This is a genomic window from Methanolobus sp. ZRKC5, from assembly GCF_038446525.1.
Taxonomy (GTDB): domain Archaea; phylum Halobacteriota; class Methanosarcinia; order Methanosarcinales; family Methanosarcinaceae; genus Methanolobus.
In genome coordinates this window covers 2,529,087-2,545,355 of sequence record NZ_CP151792.1, presented here as the reverse complement: position 1 = coordinate 2,545,355, position 16,269 = coordinate 2,529,087, and the positions used below count along the sequence as shown (strand labels likewise).

Here is a 16,269-nt window from a genome sequence, read left to right as displayed (position 1 = left end):
TCTACATTTATATATTTCTACTGTATTGCCGAGTGGTAAATAGATATCTATTAATATCATAGTGTCTGAAAAATCTCTAAGAGAGGACTTATTATGCAGATAGGTACGAAACGATTAATAACAATTCTAGCAGTGCTCCTGCTTGTAATATCTATCACAGGATGTACTTCTGATGATAATGGTAGCGATGATAAAGGCAGCAGTTCATCTGCAAACACAGGTGACCTTGGTGATGAGTTCACCAATTCAATAGGTATGGAACTCCAGCTTATAGAAGCCGGAAGCTTTGATATGGGTACATCGAAATATGCTTATTCCCAGCCGATTCATGAAGTAAGACTGAATGATCCGTTCTACATTGGTACATATGAAGTAACACAAGAGCAGTGGGAAGAAGTGATGGGTAGCAACCCTTCAAGTTTTAAAGGTGAAGTCCAGCCTGTTGAAAGTGTTTCATGGAATGATGTTCAGGAATTCATTGACAATCTCAACGAGATGGAAGATAGCACAAAATACAGGCTTCCAACAGAAGCTGAATGGGAATATGCTGCAAGGGCAGGGTCAACAACACTTTACTCCTTTGGAGAAATAGATGAAGATGATGGTCCTTTCCTGGGGGACTATGCATGGTACCAGGAGAACTCTTATGAAAGAACTCATAACGTAGGCGAAAAAATCCCAAATCCATGGGGACTTTATGATGTGCACGGCAATGTTTGGGAATATGTGCAGGATAGCTGGGTTGATGGTTATTCAGGTGCAGGCGAAGATGGCAGTGCAGTTGAAAAAGGAGCAAGTTCCATGAGGATTGCCAGAGGCGGTAGTTTCTCAAGTAAGGAAAATGCACTCTACACGGCATACAGAAAGAAACAGGATCCTCGTGATGGGGACTCGTCAATAGGCTTCCGTATTACTATGGATGCCTGATCTTCTTTTTTCTTTTTTATATTTTGTTTATTTTGAGTCATGTTTTCTGGTTCTATTTATGCTTTGATTGTCTCATTTCATATAGACAGATTTTTTATACAGGACGTTTTTATTGCAGGTAGATGGTCGAAAAAGACAGGGTCCTTAATAATATTAATTATATCTTCAAGAAATATTCAGGTAAAGAAGAGCTGGAAACTGAGATCTACAGGCTTCAGTCGCACATACTCGAGCTTGAGCTGGACGTGAAGACTGCCAGCATACGGCATGAAAAAAGTGCGGCATCCGAAAAGAAAGCCATTGCCGCAAAACAGGAAGCTGAAGAGAGCCTGAAATCTATAGAGGTAAAGCTTCTTACTCTGGAACACGAACTTGAGAAACAAAGGACTGACGCACCAGGTGAATTCTCTTTTACCCATGTTGACCAGTTTAGCAAGCAACGAACTGAAGAGTTTATATCGTCCATTTCATCTGTAAATTACTCTACAGAATCACTACTAACGGTCTATGTTGCTGCCGGGGAACAACTGAATAACATAAAGGACCATGAAAACCTGATTGAAAGGATTGACAATGAATCTCTTGTGTTGATCGAGAAGATATCCTCATCAACAGGATTTGTACTGTTCTATTCTCCTGACCACATGGTAAATGAACTCATTATCCCTCCTTTGCCTCTAAAGAGGTCTTACTGGAATACCGGAAATTATTTTGACACAACTCCTTTCGTGGAATCTCTAAATGAGGATGCAAGTATGTGTGTTCTGGTAGCGCATGCAGGTGAGTCATTTGTAGGTTTATCTCTTGACTTGATAGAGTTTGATTCATTTCAGGTGATAAAGAGCAGCGTCAAGGCTAAGCATGCAAAAGGAGGTTTCAGTCAGAGAAGGTTTGAGCGCCTAAGGGATGAGGATATTGCGCATCACATTGACAAAGTAAAAGAATCTCTAAAAGGCCTGCTTGAAGAATTCGGAGACAGTATCGACTATCTCATTTTAGCAGGTGACTCACAACTTGCAAGAGAAATAACGATGGATGTTCCTCTTAATATTGAACAAGTATTCTCTTCTTCTGATATTCGTATAGAAAAGAATAACGTTTCAGATATCCTAAAGCAGATATTGATATATCGTAGATACAGGTTATGATGAGGTCGGTTGATATGGTAAGTAAAGAAGAACTCTGTGGAATAATCGATGCTCTTGGTGCCCTGTCTATAGGGGACATTTATTCAGTTACAAAGGAATTATATTTACTTAGAGGCAGCGTTCCATTGACTTTGCCTTCGATAAAAAACATTTGCGAAGAGGCTGAAAAAGAACATCTTATCGCTGTTGTATCCTGGGAAGAAGTTGCTGGTCTGGATGAAAATGACCTTTCCTACTATATATCAGGACCAAACGCCTTTCCTGAAGTCCCTTTCGATTTGAGCGAGGTCATTGATATACTTGAGATGGAAAAGAGGGAAGTTGACTTTAGTAGGGTGGCCAGCAGATTCAGTAAAAATCTGCATAAAAGGATTAAAAATCTGGACGATAAGATCGATTCTGTCAACAAGGGTAAATTTCATCTGCATGATTTGGAAAACCTTGAACATAGATATAGTGACATACTGAACCAGTTTTATGATTACAGTTTCTGGCTTCCGGGTGATATGTCAGGCATTGAGGCTGAGATTCAGGAACTCAGTAACAGGATCGAAGCTCTGAAGTCGGCACAAGGTATTTGACTTTTAGGTAGTATCAGGTATTCATATGGCAAGAGACAGACGCGACAAATATTACTGGAAAGCTAAGGACGAAGGTTATCGTTCGAGGGCATCTTACAAGCTTTTCCAGATCAATGGAAAACACAATATCATAAAAGAAGATGATACTATTGTGGACTTGGGCGCAGCTCCCGGCGGCTGGCTTGAAGTCGCAAAGGAACTATCAGGTGGGCGGGTGGTTGGTGTTGACCTGAGAAAAATCGTTCCAATTGAAGATGTTGAGACCATTGTGGGTGATATTACTGCCGACCGGACAATTGAAAAGATTCTGGGACTTGTCGGACAGGCAGGAGCAGATGTTGTGATATGTGATGCTGCGCCAAATCTTAGTGGTAACTGGAGTTACGACCATGCGAGGTCCATTGATCTCACCCGGTCTGCTCTTGGATGCGCAAAGAAGATTCTCAAACCTGGGGGGAATTTTGTTGTCAAGGTATTCCAGGGTGACATGTTCAAGGAGTTCCTTGAAGAGGTAAAGGATAATTTCACTTACACACGCTCTTATTCTCCCAAAGCTTCACGATCCCAGAGTGCTGAGATTTACGTAATTGGGAAAAAGTTCCTTACATCACCTGTCAGACGTGGTAATGAGTTCGAAGTTGAGATCAAAGAACTTGGCTCAAGTGGCGATGGTGCGGTTCTAATAGACAATTTTGTAGTTTTTGTCAAAGGGGTTGAGCTTGGAGATCGTGTAAGGATAAAGATTCAGGATGTAAAACCGAACTTTGCTTTTGCAGAAGTAATTGGGAATTTAGAATGAGATTTATACGCTTTATCCGAAAAATAGGGTAATTTTCGGTCAACAACATGATTTTTCGGTCAAAAATAGTATTATTCGGACAAGTCAAAAAATACCAACACATGCTCCATGTTCTTGGCTATATATGGGAATAAAGTGAATGCAGATAATTCAGTGCTCTTTGTAAAACATATTCAAATTAGAAAAGTGCATTAAATGAACCACTTTGAAAGTGATTCATTTCAAAAGCTGTTGGCATAAGAATAGCTCACATGTAATTCATTATTATGGACAACATGCATAATTGGTATACTCTGCTTCTCTACAAAGAGATCTTTAATTGATAGGACCTATCTCAAAACTATAAATACTATGTCTCTGAAGTTTATTATGGGGATATGAATGGAATTCAGAGAACTCTCTGATGAGCAATGGACGTTTATTAGGCCACACTTACCTCCGCAACCAATAACCGGAAGAAAGAGAGCTGATGACCGTAAGGTCATCAATGGTATTCTCTTTGTTCTGATAACCGGTTGCAGATGGGGAGATATGCCAGTTAGTTATGGTTCCCAGGCAACTGCCTGGAGAAGACTAAAAAGGTGGTCAGAGGAAGGAATGTGGACTGTGATAATGGAATCCCTTTGGGATTCAGCTTACCAAAAAGGTAAGTTCACCATGGATGTCGTATGTGTTGATAGCAGTTTCATTGAAACTAAAAAAGGGGAGAAGATTCCGTATACAACGGCCACAAAAAAAGGAACGGCATAAAGATCCATGTTTGTGTAAGTTGCGAAGGCTTTCCTTTGACAATACAGATCGCTTCTGGAAAAGAGCATGATAGTCAGCATTTCATCGAGATCATGGAAAGTATCAGGGTCAAGACGGATGGAAGACCAAGTACGAGACCATCAGAAGTGCTTGCGGATTCTGCTTATGATAATGTTGTAATCAGAAAATACTTGAGATCAAGAGCGATCAAAAGTAACATTCCTATCAATATCAGGATTCGGAAAAATAGAAAAAAAGGAAGGCCCACAAGGTTCGAGTATGAGTCATACCATAAAAGAGGAACAATAGAACGATTCTTTGCATGGTTGAAGATGGCTTTCAGAAAAATAGCAAGTAGATATGAAAGACTTAACGTGGTTTTCAAGGGGCTAATAGAAATTGCATGTTTTATGTTATGCTGGGAAAAGGTATAAGGGACGTTTTGAAATAGGCTCATATATAATTTATGACCAAACTTTAATTATATATCTTCTTTATATAATATATTTTATACAAGGTTGGCACATATACTTGTAGTACTTTCTTAACCAGAACCTTATTCTTTTGCAAACAGGTTCTGTAAACACTCCAAGAATCTGGTTACATGAATGCTGAAGTCCCTGAACCAAATAACCATTCAAAATATATCCCTGTGATTTTGACCATTATTGTGGTTCTTGTAGCAGGCTATCTTCTCTTAGGGGACTATATGCAAAAACAAAGTATATTGCATGATGTCGATTCTTCCTGGGGGAATGCATCAACATTGCGGAAAGAAGGTAATTATGATCAGTCATTACAGATCTACAAGTCCGTATTCGGAATGATCTCGTCAAATGAGTTTCCTCTTGAATGTGGGATGAATCATTATTATCGTGGTGCTACATATGAAGAAATGGCTTCAGTATATACTGCCAATGCTTCAAGTAACCTGAAGAACAGTATATATGCCTATGATTCTTCCCTAAAATACATCACAAAAGATGAGTATCCGGCTGAATTTGCCAGGGTACAGTACAGTCTGGGTGGTGCTTACCTGAAACTATATGTCTTTCAGGATACCGAAGAAAACATCAATAATTCCATTATCCATTACAATGAAGCGCTCACTTACTATTCCATAGCTGTGGATCCCGTGTACTTTGCATCTATAAACAACAAGCTTGGCAATTCTTGGCGTAAGATTGGCAACACAGGAAAGGATACCGAAAACTTTCAAACTGCTCTTAGCGCGTATAATGAATCTTTAAGAGTTTTCAGGAAAGATACTTATCCTTTAGAGTATGCAGGGGTTCAGAACAACCTTGGAAATCTCTACATTGAAATGTCAGAATTCAGCGATAAAAAGAGCAATATAAATAGTGCCATGATTGCTTTTAGCAATGCTCTTGAGGTCTATTCTATCGAAAGCCGTCCCATAGAATATGCTACTGTTCAGAACAACCTTGGGAGTGCATATTTGGCCATGTCAGAAATAGAGAATAAAGAAAGTAATGTTGAAATGGCTGTTGATGCCTATCATGAGGCATTGAAGATATTTACTGTCGGTCTTTTTCCCAGTGAGCATGAAGGGGTCATTCACAATATTGCACGGGCTTATAAAAGTCTTTAAGTAAACAATGTTCAACAAATAAATCTTTTTAGGTAACTATTCAGCCTGATAAAAACGCTATCAATAACAATCTTGACAAAAAGTTGAAACGTAAATTTCATTAGAATCATTTATTTTGATTGTTGCTATTGATTGCTTTTTTGATTGTTAGATTGTTAGTGAGCAGACATCTCTATTTCGATGAAATCAGTACCAATAGGCAAATCGTGCCAGGCTGAATAGTTACCTTTTTAGTAACTATTCAGCCTGATAAAAACGCTATCAATAACAATCTTGACAAAAAGTTGAAACGTAAATTTCATTAGGATCATTTATTTTGATTGTTGCTATTGATTGCTTTTTTGATTGTTAGATTGTTAGTGAGCAGACATCTCTATTTCGATGAAATCAGTACCAATAGGCAAATCGTGCCAGGCTGAATAGTTACTCTTTTTAAAAGGCAAAAAAGTATCTATACGATACTTTTATCTCTCCTGTAGTGTCTCAACTTCTTCCACAAGCCTCTTTCCTGCAGCTATCTCATCTATACTGTGGATAACCGCTCCGAGATTCTCTATGGATTGTTTCACTTCTTCATAATCCAGGTTTTCACCTTCAACGGTAATTTTGACCGTTTCTGTTTGTTGGTCTACTTCGTAAAGACTGAGGTTCACGCCATGTACTCCTGGAAGTACACTTAGTGTCGTAGACAATTCAACAATTGATGGATGGTGGGGTTTAAGCACATCCAGAACCAATCTTCTAATTCCTGTCAATTTTTAATCCTTCCTTATCAGAAAGTCATAGTTCTATGAATATTTAAACTTTTAAGCATTGCATGTAAAACACTATATTATTTTTGTCTTTCTATGAATGACTTTATCTATTTTCAGAACATAGAACAATTCATTCTCATAATTAATGAGGTATTTTTATGATAGATATGCATACTCATACTATTTTCAGTGATGGTGAGCTCATTCCCAGTGAACTTGTGAGGCGGGCTGTGGTTCACGGATACAGAGCTATAGGTATTACTGACCACGCAGATTTCACAAATGTTGAACATGTTCTGAAAAATGTAAGTAAGGCCAAGTACCTTGAAGATGAGCTTGATATTCAGGTTAAAGTAGGTGTGGAGATAACCCATGTCCCTCCTCGAAAAATAGCTCCTCTTGCAAGGATGGCAAAAGAACTGGGCGCTGATATCGTGGTAGTTCATGGTGAAACCATAAATGAACCTGTTATGCCAGGCACCAATGCTGCTTCAGTCGAACTTGCAGATGTCGATATACTTGCACATCCTGGTTTTATCACTATTGAAGAAGCTGAAATTGCTCTTGATAATGACGTGTGTCTTGAGATAACTGCCCGTAACGGGCACAACAGGACGAACGGCCATGTTGCAAGGATTGGTATGGAAGCAGGCGCCACTCTTGTAGTTGATACGGATGCTCACAGTCCCGGTAATCTCATTACAAAAGAGTTTGCCTTAAAAGTTGCCATGGGCGCAGGTTTGACTGAAAAGCAGGCACAGGCTGTACTTGATAATTCTCTTCGTTTTCTGGAGTGAAATATCCTCCTGTTTTCTTTAAAATGTCGTTCAATGTAATAGACATAACTACTGGTATATCTGTAGATACTCCAGTATACGATGGAGATCCAGAACCACTTATTGAAAGAGTCTCATCAATAGAAAATGATGGTTTTGTGGTATCCAGAATGAGCATTGGGACACATACCGGAACTCATGTTGATGCTCCTTCTCATATATTTGTTAATGGGAAGAGTGTTGATGAACTTACACCTGGATCATTTATGGGGAAAGCTGTTCTGCTTGACCTATCTTCTGGTGATGGCTGCATTACAGAGGATGAACTGGAAAAGTGTTTTGTACAATATATAAATGAAGAGGATTTGTCTGTTCTTTTGATAAAAACAGAAAAGCATTCTAATTATTGTAAATCTCCCGATTCGGGACGTATGCTTGCGGCAACTGCAGGTAACTGGATAATGGATAATGGATTTACCGTAGTTGGTGTGGATACTCTTTCTGTTGATTCAGAATTTACCCTGCCAAACCATAATCTTTTTTTGCGCAATGGATTGAGTATTGTTGAGTATTTGCACTTAAGTGAAGTAAGAGCTGGCATTTATTTTTTCATCTGCCTTCCATTGAAACTAATTGGGTGTGATGGCGCGCCAGCACGTGCAATTCTGATGGACAAGGCATGTTTTATATAATTATTTGCATAGTAAAATGTTAAAGTGTTCATAGATTACTTTAAATACGATACCTTTTATATTCCGATATATAGTTACGTATTTGGATATAAATATCTCAATATTTATATTAACGATACAATAGTATTAAATAACAGGATTAATATAGTATGTCTAGCAATACAATTCTGTTACACGATTGCTAAAACGTTTCATGAGGGAATCGCACGAAAGCAAATCAGAAGCATTCAATGCACAGGGATGACCGTGCACAAGTAGGTATAGGTACTCTTATCATCTTTATATCAATGGTACTTGTAGCTGCAGTAGCATCAGCTCTTTTAATAAAGACTTCTGGTGTGTTACAGCAGAAAGCATCACAGACCGGACAGGAAACGACACGTGAGGTTGCTTCTAACCTGAGAATTGACCGTGTTGAAGGTGAACGTGCCACATATTCTACGGTTACGGTAACAGATGGTGTGGTTTCTGATACCAATTTAACGGTTTATGAAGGCCAAATGGTTGAATGGATCTCTTCTTCAGGAGCTTTTGATATATCGGTGGATGGAGAAAATGATTCTGTTGCCGATGGCTCGTACTTCGAATATCGTTTTTCAGAGGACACGACTTATAATTTCACTATAGATGATGGCTCAACCACCACCACCGGTACAGTAGTTGCAAATGATACACTTGAATATGGTGAGATTGTAAAGTTACATATTTCTGTATCACTTGGACCGGGCAGTGAAGATGTTGACCTGTCACAACTGATTATCTATCTCTCAGATGGGTCACATGTTGCCAATGTAAGATATGATACTTCAGATTCCAGTGATGAAGTGCATAATCCTACATCTGAATATTTCGCAGTAAGTTCCATCCGCTCCCGTGACGAAACCGTGTTCAAAGCTACACAACCTGTATTGAGGACCGGGGATATCATGAAAGTAGTAGTCGATATCCGAAAAGTTTTCCAGGCAGATGATGATGACTATGAAGGACTTCCTCCAAGAACGGAAGTATCTTTCCAGGTGAGGCCGGAAGCCGGATCCCTTGTAGTATTCGACTTTACAACACCAGGTGCTTATTTCGATAACAAGTATATACTGCTGAGATATTGAAGGTCAGCTCAAAAATGAGAAAGTGTATATTTCTTATCTGCAAGTACAAGTTCAAAATTGAAGTATCCTGATATGGGACCTTCAATTATAACTCTCATATTTTCACTTATATCCTGGCTATCATCAAGAACCCACTTTCGGGTATTATCCAGCTTTCCTTTTCTGAAATAGATTACATTACCATCAATATCATATCTGTCCTTGACACCGTTTTTGTACTGGCAGATAATTGTATTGTTTTCCTGAATCCAGTGAGTATCATTAAGATTGTGATTCATATCCGGGTCCGGGTCCACTCCAAATGCCAGATAATCTACATCAGGCATTGACAATTTGATAGTGCACGTGGATCCCTGTGGGCTATTATGTTCCTGAAGGGTCCTTGCATATCCGTTTTGTATAGACAAGAGCTCAAAAGTGCAGCGTCATTGATCTGCTTGCTGTCCTTTGCCCCTGAATAGATTGGAGACAGGCTATTCCATGAAAAAGCTACAAGGAATATGACAGCACATGTCACTGCAAGATAAAACACCATTTTAAGAGGAATTGTGTCAACACCACGTGTATCCCTGAAAAAAGTAGTTATTTTAACCCCCACCACTTTTTATGTCCCCTTCAATTTCATTCAAGCCATTCTAAGAACTTATCAAGTGCTTTTCTGCGATGTGAAACAGTATTCTTGAACTCATCCCCAAGTTCTCCAAAGGTCTTTCCATTGTAATCGAATATAGGGTCATATCCGAACCCGCCGGTTCCAAGCTCTTCAAAAGCGATATTTCCTTCCACTATTCCGGTAAACGTGAGCGGTTCACCATCAGGTTCACAATATCCTATGACTGACTTGAACATTGCTGCCCTTTCAGTTTCATCTTCCATTATCTTAAGGACTCTCTGGTTTCCAAGGTTCTTTTCAACAAATGCGGAGTAAGGTCCAGGGAAACCGTTGAGTACATTGATGAAGAGTCCGGAATCATCAACCATAACAGGTATTCCTAATTTATCTGCTGCCCATTTTGCACCGTATGCAGCAATAGGCTCCAGATCATCTTCCTGAAGCTCAGGATAGCCATCTGTATTCTGTATGACTTCAAATCCCCTTGCTGCAAGTATGTCCTTTACTTCCCTGAACTTACCCTTATTACCCGTGACAAATATTATTTTACGCATATCTTCCTCTTTTTTCAATCTCTTTTACTCTTTCAAGAACTTCATCTGCCTGTCTGAAATCCTTCCTGTAACCTCTGCAGAATGCATCAATAAGTTTCTCATGGTTATGGTGTGTGCTCTCAAATGTCTGGAACAGGACATGTACATCAACACCACGTGCCTCGATGCTACTGTCATTAAATGAGAGTCCGAAATCTATCATATATATCCTGTCGCTGAAACATATCAGGTTGGATGTTGTGAGGTCTCCGTGGATAATGCCTGCCATATGTAGTTCAGCCACAAGGATTCCTGTTTGCTCACTGAGATTCTCATCGATCACATGTTTCATTGCAGTTCCATCGAGGTACTGCATTTTTATGGTGGAATTATCGATGTCATAGATGATGGGTGTTGGCACTCCAGCTCTTCTGGCTTCGGATAACAATCTGGCTTCGGCTTTTGTTCTCTCTCTTCTTATCTTTTCATCAAGCTCTTTCAGACGGTATCTTTTTGGTACTCTCTCTTTGATGAGCACTCCATCTTCCAGTTTTACGGTTGCTTCGGCACCACTTGTTAGATACATGTTTATCTCCTGCCTGCAATGTCTTTCGGAAGCCATGTGACATCCACACTATCAGGCCGGAAATTAGGATTCACATGTGAATTCTCAATGTCAATGACATTCCCTGAATCATACATCAAAAGTCCAAGATATGCTATCATAGCACCATTATCTCCCATGAACCTTTTTTCCGGTACATAGAAAGAAGCTCCTCTTTCTGTGCACATTACATCCAGCATTTCCCGCAGTCTCATATTGGCTCCGACTCCACCTGCCAGAAGGACTTCATTCTTTTCGGTGTGTGCAAGGGCTCTTTCCGTGACTTCAACAACCATTGCAAAGGCAGTTTCCTGAAAAGAGTAACATACATCTTCCATGGAATTAGCTTTAAGGGCATCTGTTGCAGCCGTGGACAGTCCTGAAAAAGAGAGATCCATTCCCTTTACAACATACGGGAGCGGAATATATTTTGAAGCATCCTTTGCAAACTGTTCTATCTGTGGTCCTCCGGGATGTCCAAGGCCGGCACTTCTTGCGAACTTGTCAAAGGCATTTCCCAGACCGATGTCCAGTGTTTCTCCAAAGACCCTGTATCTTCCCATCCTGTAAGCCAGTACCTGTGAGTTGGCACCACTAACATAAAGGGTGACAGGATCTGTTGCAGGAGTTTTCCACCGACCGACTTCCACATGGGCAAGACAGTGATTTACACCCACAAGCGGTACATCAAGACTTATTGCAAGCATCCTGGCGGCAGTTGCCACGGTGCGCAGACATGCGCCAAGTCCAGGTCCCTGGGAAAAAGAGATAGCATCTATTTGTGAAGCATCCCCACCTTTTTTCTTTGCTTCCTCCAGAACTCCCTTTACCACATAAGAAGCATACTTTGCATGATGCTGAGCAGCCTCCCTGGGATGTATTCCTCCAGTGGGGGGCCGGTACATGTCAGACACTTCTGCAATGACATCTTTCTCATTAACTATTGCAGCACTGAGGTTCCACGCGGTACCCTCGATACCAAGCACTGTTCCTTTCAACTTGATTTCTCCAGCGCTAAATGGTATGCAGTTGAATATTAATTTTGCTGTTTCCTGACAAATACACAGACAATTGTTAGTATCAATATTGTTACAAGACCTGATATAGCAGGTATGTCTCTACTACTGCCGTTTTCATTTTCTTCTGCCGGGGATGTGGTGGTATCTGTGCTCTCTTCTGTTAATATGTCAGTGATTGCAGCTTCTTCTGCATTGTTTTTCGGTGGTTCTTCTGCAGTAATTGCAAAAGGTGAGAATCCCTGAGTGCTTGCTTCAAAGTAAAGATAGTTATCACCAGGGTCATTTTGTTTTGTATCCAGCATTTCCCAGGCATTTCCATTGTATCTGTTTAGTGCTATGGTGGCTGGATCAATGCCATTGTTCTCTATCCATTCTTTACTGACCCTGAACCCTATGACCGGGTTGTTGATATTGTTCTCTGTGGCATAACCCGTCTTACCCACCCAGATATTCATATTTTTGTATACTAACCCGGAGACCGGCTTATCTGCAAATGTGGATGTGCTCTTCAATATCTCAATGGTAGTACTTATTTTTCCAGCATTTTTCAGTGATTGATAGCGGATATAGTCAATATCGTTCTTATCATCATCAAAATCAAAGTCTACGATGTCATCCATTCCGGCATACACTGAAAGCACATCTTTGAATACGATGTTCTCAACATCTTCGCCTGTGGAGCCACCACCCCCGCCTCCTCCACCTCCGCTGGAGGAAGCTGATGTGGCAGTAACCGGTGTGGATGTTATTACGGTAGTATTGGACCAGTTTCCAGAGTTACCTACAAAGTCGAATGGTTTAAGACTATAATTGTAGCTTGTGCCGGAAGACAGACCTGTGTCCGTCATCGGTGAAGTTGAATGGTTTGCAAGGAAAGTCTCATCTTTCCATATTTCCATGTAGTCTGTGTCAGTTGATGCTTCCCATGTGAGAGTTATGGATGTGGTGCTATCGGAACTAGCAAGATTGCTGATGATAGGTGCGGTATTATCCTCAATTGGTGTATATATGCTCAGGTGAGTAATATTTGCGGTAACTGTGTGTGCAGAGGTGTTTACCGTACTTCTGAATGGGGTCCAAATCTCCCCCTCATTGTCATACCATGCGACCACAAGTTTATCAGTATCATTTACAAGACTCTGATTATATCCAAGTGTAAGGGAAACGTTTCTTCCGAATTGATGTGAATAGTTTGCATCTGATTCATTCAGTACCCTGATGTCAATTGCCGGACCTGTAAGAATCGATCCGTTTTCAGGTTCTTCTCCCGTTACAACTGCAGCAGACACATTTCCAGGATTGGCAGATGTACCGGTAACATTGAAGTTAATTGTTGGGTGACTGATATTGCTTCCCATGCCGGGAACTGCAAGTGTAGCTTCATCATTACCTTCTGTGTTGAATGTCTCTCCAAGACTGAGATATATGGTTTTGTTGGAACTAAAGTAGTCATCCACTGAATTATTGAAGATGGAAGTGATGTTGACGGTGTTTGTTCCGTTAGAAAGCGGAATGTTACTTAGATTGAACAGTTCGTTTGAAACCGGATATGACCAGTTTGTAAGTGCTTCGTTCACGTAGACCGAAACATTTGTTGCTATGCCGCCAGTTCCGTTCATTGTAAAACTGTTCTCCGGGAGATAATATATCGCTCCGGACACAGGTGTATCGATTGTCGGCTGGCTTGTAAATACAGTAAAATTCACAGTAGTCGAATTAGTGTATCCTGTGATATCTTCAGCAAAGACCGTTAGATTATGATTGCTTTCACTTAGGTTCAGGGTTGCATTGAATGAGAATCCGGTTTCATTTGTGGAATTAGTTCCATTATCAGTATTGTACCAGAAGTCACATAATTTGTTGTTGGTGATATTGATATCAAATTCATCATTCTGTATTACGGTGTTTTCCTCAAGACCCTGTATATTTATTACATTATCTTCAACGCTGGCGTAAAATCTCCATCCATAACTTATTTCTTCACTTAGATTTGTCAATGCACTGACAGATACATTGTGATAACCTTCTGAATATGGCTGTACCGTCAGATTCTCTATTTTGTATCCACCAGTGATGTTAGCAAGGGAGTGGATTACATCCGAACCGTCAATTATCATGTTTATAGTGCTGGAATTAATTCCATCTGCATGTGTAAGGTTCATATAGACAGCAGTTGTGCTGTTAGTTGTGTATGAGTTATGTTCAGGATACATATCGGTGCCATCATGACCATAAGAAACCACAAGTGAGAAATTCTGTGGCCCTTGTGGGACGTTTGTACCATTTATCATGATGGTATATGTGCCGATAACTGGTTCCAGTAATTCAACATCTTCTACATTGTTCACTGTGTCAGGAGCTCCATTTCCATAATATGTGCCATCAGGGCCAACAACTACCAGATCAAGGTTGTTCACAAGTTGTGGGACTACAGCAGCATCTCCGGGATAATCTGTCCAGACGAGCGTAACTCTGAGAGGTTCAGATGTACAGAGAAGATCATAGCTCACATTCCATGATTCATTGAAGTTCAAAGGAGTTGGATTATCAAAATATTTAATCGTTTTTGGATATTGAGGATAGATTGAATTCTCAATATCAACACGTCCCCATCCCTGGGAATAATCAGGTCTGCCCGCTATCTCCTGATAATCTCCTGTTCCATATTGCCCGGGAGTCATGTTATATGCACCGTTAATCAATGTTGCCTTTAGCAATGCAGCGCTTGGGCTGCTTAGATTTTCAACTCTGGTATAGTACTCCCTGACAATAGCAGCAGATCCTGCAACAACAGGAGTGGCCATGCTTGTACCACCCATATATAGATAATTTTCATCAATAATTCCCCATCCTGATGTGTTTGCCATACTTGAGTTCGTGGAAGCAATGAATGTTCCCGGTGCAACAACATCTGGTTTGATCCTGCCGTCATCAGTTGGTCCACGACTACTGAATGCAGCCAGACCTCCACTATTGGTAGCCATGAAATCATCTCTGATAGGGTTTAATGGATAACGATCCCATACTGTCCAACTCAGGTAAGGTGCTATTCCGAAAGTATTTCCTCTTTCACTTTCTGATGCACCAACTGCAAGACAGTTCTTTGCAGATGCAGGTGATCCAATTGAATCTTCGTCTATAACTCCATCTTCATTTGAATCAACTCCTGAATTGCCAGATGCAAAAAGTATCAGCATATCAGGGTGATCCCAGACAAATTGGTCTACATCTTGTGAATAATCCGTGTATTCTCCATTAACATTACTGCCCCAACTATTAGTGTGTATTCTTGCCCCGAGAGTGTATGCCTCTTGGAATAGATCGTTTAGGTCATTCGGGGGGAACAAATAATCACTACTATTTCCAATAGCTTGGAATACTAATTTTGCTTCAGGTGCCATCCCACTGTAATTTCCTTCGGAAAGTGAACCATTGCCTAATACAGAACCGGCAACATGAGTTCCATGACCTGCCTGATCGGCGGCACTTCCATCATTTGACGTATCTATGATACTCAGTATTCTTCCTCTTAGGTCTGCATGCATAGAGCTGTTATTTACTCCTGTATCAAGTCCTGTGTCTGAAATTGCCACTATCTGTTCACTACCGTTCAGTCCGTAGGTCTCATGAACAGTATCTACATTAATAATATCTGCAGCAACATCATTGTATATATTCGGCTGAACATATTTCACTATCCAGCTGACACCATTGATTGCTGCTATATCTGGCAACCTGTCTGCTGAAACCTGTATCCTTAGTTTTGTTCCTGAACATGAAAGGATTTTTCCACCAATTGATTCGATGGAACTTTTTATCCTTTCATTATCTTTTGTGGAGAAAAGGAGTACATGATATGTATTCTCGGTATCAACTTTAGTACTTGCTGTCTGAATACTGCTGGTGTATGTTAATTTAGGTTCATACTTATATGATGGTTTGTAATCACCAATCCATTTTACGAAATCCAGTGTGTACACCTGAGCTTTTACATCTTTACTCATACTGAAAACAAATGCATTGTTTGGAATGTAATTGTGGATGGTGGCTCCTCTTGATTTTATGTTCTGTTTCCATATCTCCTGAACAGGCCCTGTGAATTGCACAATGTAATAATTTTCTATACTGTCTATGGATTGAACTGAAGAGCTCATAAGTTCCGGTTCATCAATTTGTCTTTCAGGTCCGGTAATTGTGTCCGTATTTACATTCCCGGCCTTCAAAAGAAGGAGATTATTATTGTCTACATCTCCATTGCCTGCGCTTACAGAGGTAATTGAGGCAATGGCTAAAATTATGAGTGTAAATAGTATCAGGATCTTGTTTTTAGTGCGCATGAGCAACATTCTCAGAT

General features: G+C 40.2%; 17 protein-coding genes. 10 read left to right on the top strand and 7 right to left on the bottom strand.

The window, feature by feature from the left end:
- Positions 1 to 93 precede the first annotated feature (93 nt).
- The 7 genes from WN948_RS12510 (at position 94) to WN948_RS12480 (ending at position 5,817) form a co-directional block, all read left to right on the top strand.
- Positions 94 to 927: a formylglycine-generating enzyme family protein gene (locus tag WN948_RS12510; protein WP_342304530.1), complete on the top strand. Its 834-nt coding sequence runs from the start codon at positions 94 to 96 to the stop codon at positions 925 to 927.
- A gap of 122 nt (positions 928 to 1,049) precedes the next feature.
- Positions 1,050 to 2,075, top strand: a complete 1,026-nt coding sequence (locus WN948_RS12505) for a Vms1/Ankzf1 family peptidyl-tRNA hydrolase (protein WP_342304529.1) — start codon at positions 1,050 to 1,052, stop codon at positions 2,073 to 2,075.
- A gap of 14 nt (positions 2,076 to 2,089) precedes the next feature.
- Positions 2,090 to 2,656: a hypothetical protein gene (locus WN948_RS12500; protein ID WP_342304528.1), complete on the top strand. Its 567-nt coding sequence runs from the start codon at positions 2,090 to 2,092 to the stop codon at positions 2,654 to 2,656.
- Positions 2,657 to 2,681: 25 nt separating this feature from the next.
- Positions 2,682 to 3,455, top strand: coding sequence for a 23S rRNA (uridine(2552)-2'-O)-methyltransferase (locus WN948_RS12495; RefSeq protein WP_342304527.1), 774 nt, complete (start codon positions 2,682 to 2,684; stop codon positions 3,453 to 3,455).
- A gap of 381 nt (positions 3,456 to 3,836) precedes the next feature.
- Positions 3,837 to 4,205: a transposase gene (locus tag WN948_RS12490; protein ID WP_342304526.1), complete on the top strand. Its 369-nt coding sequence runs from the start codon at positions 3,837 to 3,839 to the stop codon at positions 4,203 to 4,205.
- Positions 4,202 to 4,639 (top strand): transposase, encoded by a 438-nt coding sequence (locus WN948_RS12485; RefSeq protein WP_342306473.1) that lies wholly within the window; start codon positions 4,202 to 4,204, stop codon positions 4,637 to 4,639. The genes WN948_RS12490 and WN948_RS12485 overlap by 4 nt, the downstream gene beginning before the upstream one ends.
- Positions 4,640 to 4,809: 170 nt before the next feature.
- Positions 4,810 to 5,817, top strand: a complete 1,008-nt coding sequence (locus tag WN948_RS12480) for a hypothetical protein (protein ID WP_342304525.1) — start codon at positions 4,810 to 4,812, stop codon at positions 5,815 to 5,817.
- A 464-nt stretch (positions 5,818 to 6,281) separates the two neighbouring features.
- Here WN948_RS12480 and WN948_RS12475 read toward each other — a convergent pair whose 3' ends face one another.
- Positions 6,282 to 6,572 (bottom strand): DUF211 domain-containing protein, encoded by a 291-nt coding sequence (locus WN948_RS12475; RefSeq protein WP_342304524.1) that lies wholly within the window; start codon positions 6,570 to 6,572, stop codon positions 6,282 to 6,284.
- Positions 6,573 to 6,730: 158 nt separating this feature from the next.
- Between WN948_RS12475 and WN948_RS12470 the strand changes: the two genes are divergently transcribed.
- The 3 genes from WN948_RS12470 to WN948_RS12460 all read left to right on the top strand — a co-directional run bounded on the left by WN948_RS12470 (position 6,731) and on the right by WN948_RS12460 (position 9,146).
- Entirely contained in the window at positions 6,731 to 7,369 is a 639-nt protein-coding gene (locus WN948_RS12470) for a histidinol phosphate phosphatase domain-containing protein (RefSeq protein WP_342304523.1), read from the top strand.
- Between the two features lie 23 nt (positions 7,370 to 7,392).
- The gene (locus tag WN948_RS12465; protein ID WP_342304522.1) at positions 7,393 to 8,040 is read left to right on the top strand and encodes a cyclase family protein; all 648 of its coding nucleotides are present in this window, start codon (positions 7,393 to 7,395) and stop codon (positions 8,038 to 8,040) included.
- A 230-nt stretch (positions 8,041 to 8,270) separates the two neighbouring features.
- Positions 8,271 to 9,146 (top strand): archaellin/type IV pilin N-terminal domain-containing protein, encoded by an 876-nt coding sequence (locus WN948_RS12460; RefSeq protein ID WP_342304521.1) that lies wholly within the window; start codon positions 8,271 to 8,273, stop codon positions 9,144 to 9,146.
- An 8-nt stretch (positions 9,147 to 9,154) separates the two neighbouring features.
- Here WN948_RS12460 and WN948_RS12455 read toward each other — a convergent pair whose 3' ends face one another.
- From WN948_RS12455 to WN948_RS12430, 6 genes are read right to left on the bottom strand one after another with little or no spacing between them, the layout of a single operon-like run.
- Positions 9,155 to 9,478, bottom strand: a complete 324-nt coding sequence (locus WN948_RS12455; protein ID WP_342304520.1) for a hypothetical protein — start codon at positions 9,476 to 9,478, stop codon at positions 9,155 to 9,157.
- Entirely contained in the window at positions 9,460 to 9,747 is a 288-nt protein-coding gene (locus WN948_RS12450) for a hypothetical protein (RefSeq protein WP_342304519.1), read from the bottom strand. Before WN948_RS12450 ends, WN948_RS12455 begins: the two co-directional genes overlap by 19 nt.
- Positions 9,748 to 9,767: 20 nt before the next feature.
- Positions 9,768 to 10,313, bottom strand: coding sequence for an XTP/dITP diphosphatase (locus tag WN948_RS12445; RefSeq protein WP_342304518.1), 546 nt, complete (start codon positions 10,311 to 10,313; stop codon positions 9,768 to 9,770).
- Entirely contained in the window at positions 10,306 to 10,914 is a 609-nt protein-coding gene (locus WN948_RS12440; protein ID WP_342304517.1) for a Kae1-associated kinase Bud32, read from the bottom strand. Before WN948_RS12440 ends, WN948_RS12445 begins: the two co-directional genes overlap by 8 nt.
- Positions 10,881 to 11,894 carry a bifunctional N(6)-L-threonylcarbamoyladenine synthase/serine/threonine protein kinase gene (locus WN948_RS12435; protein WP_342304516.1) on the bottom strand — a complete coding sequence of 338 codons (1,014 nt, stop codon included), beginning with the start codon at positions 11,892 to 11,894 and terminating at the stop codon, positions 10,881 to 10,883. Before WN948_RS12435 ends, WN948_RS12440 begins: the two co-directional genes overlap by 34 nt.
- Before the next feature lie 38 nt (positions 11,895 to 11,932).
- Complete coding sequence (locus WN948_RS12430; RefSeq protein WP_342304515.1) at positions 11,933 to 16,252, bottom strand: PGF-pre-PGF domain-containing protein; 4,320 nt, start codon at positions 16,250 to 16,252, stop codon at positions 11,933 to 11,935.
- Positions 16,253 to 16,269: the final 17 nt, after the last annotated feature.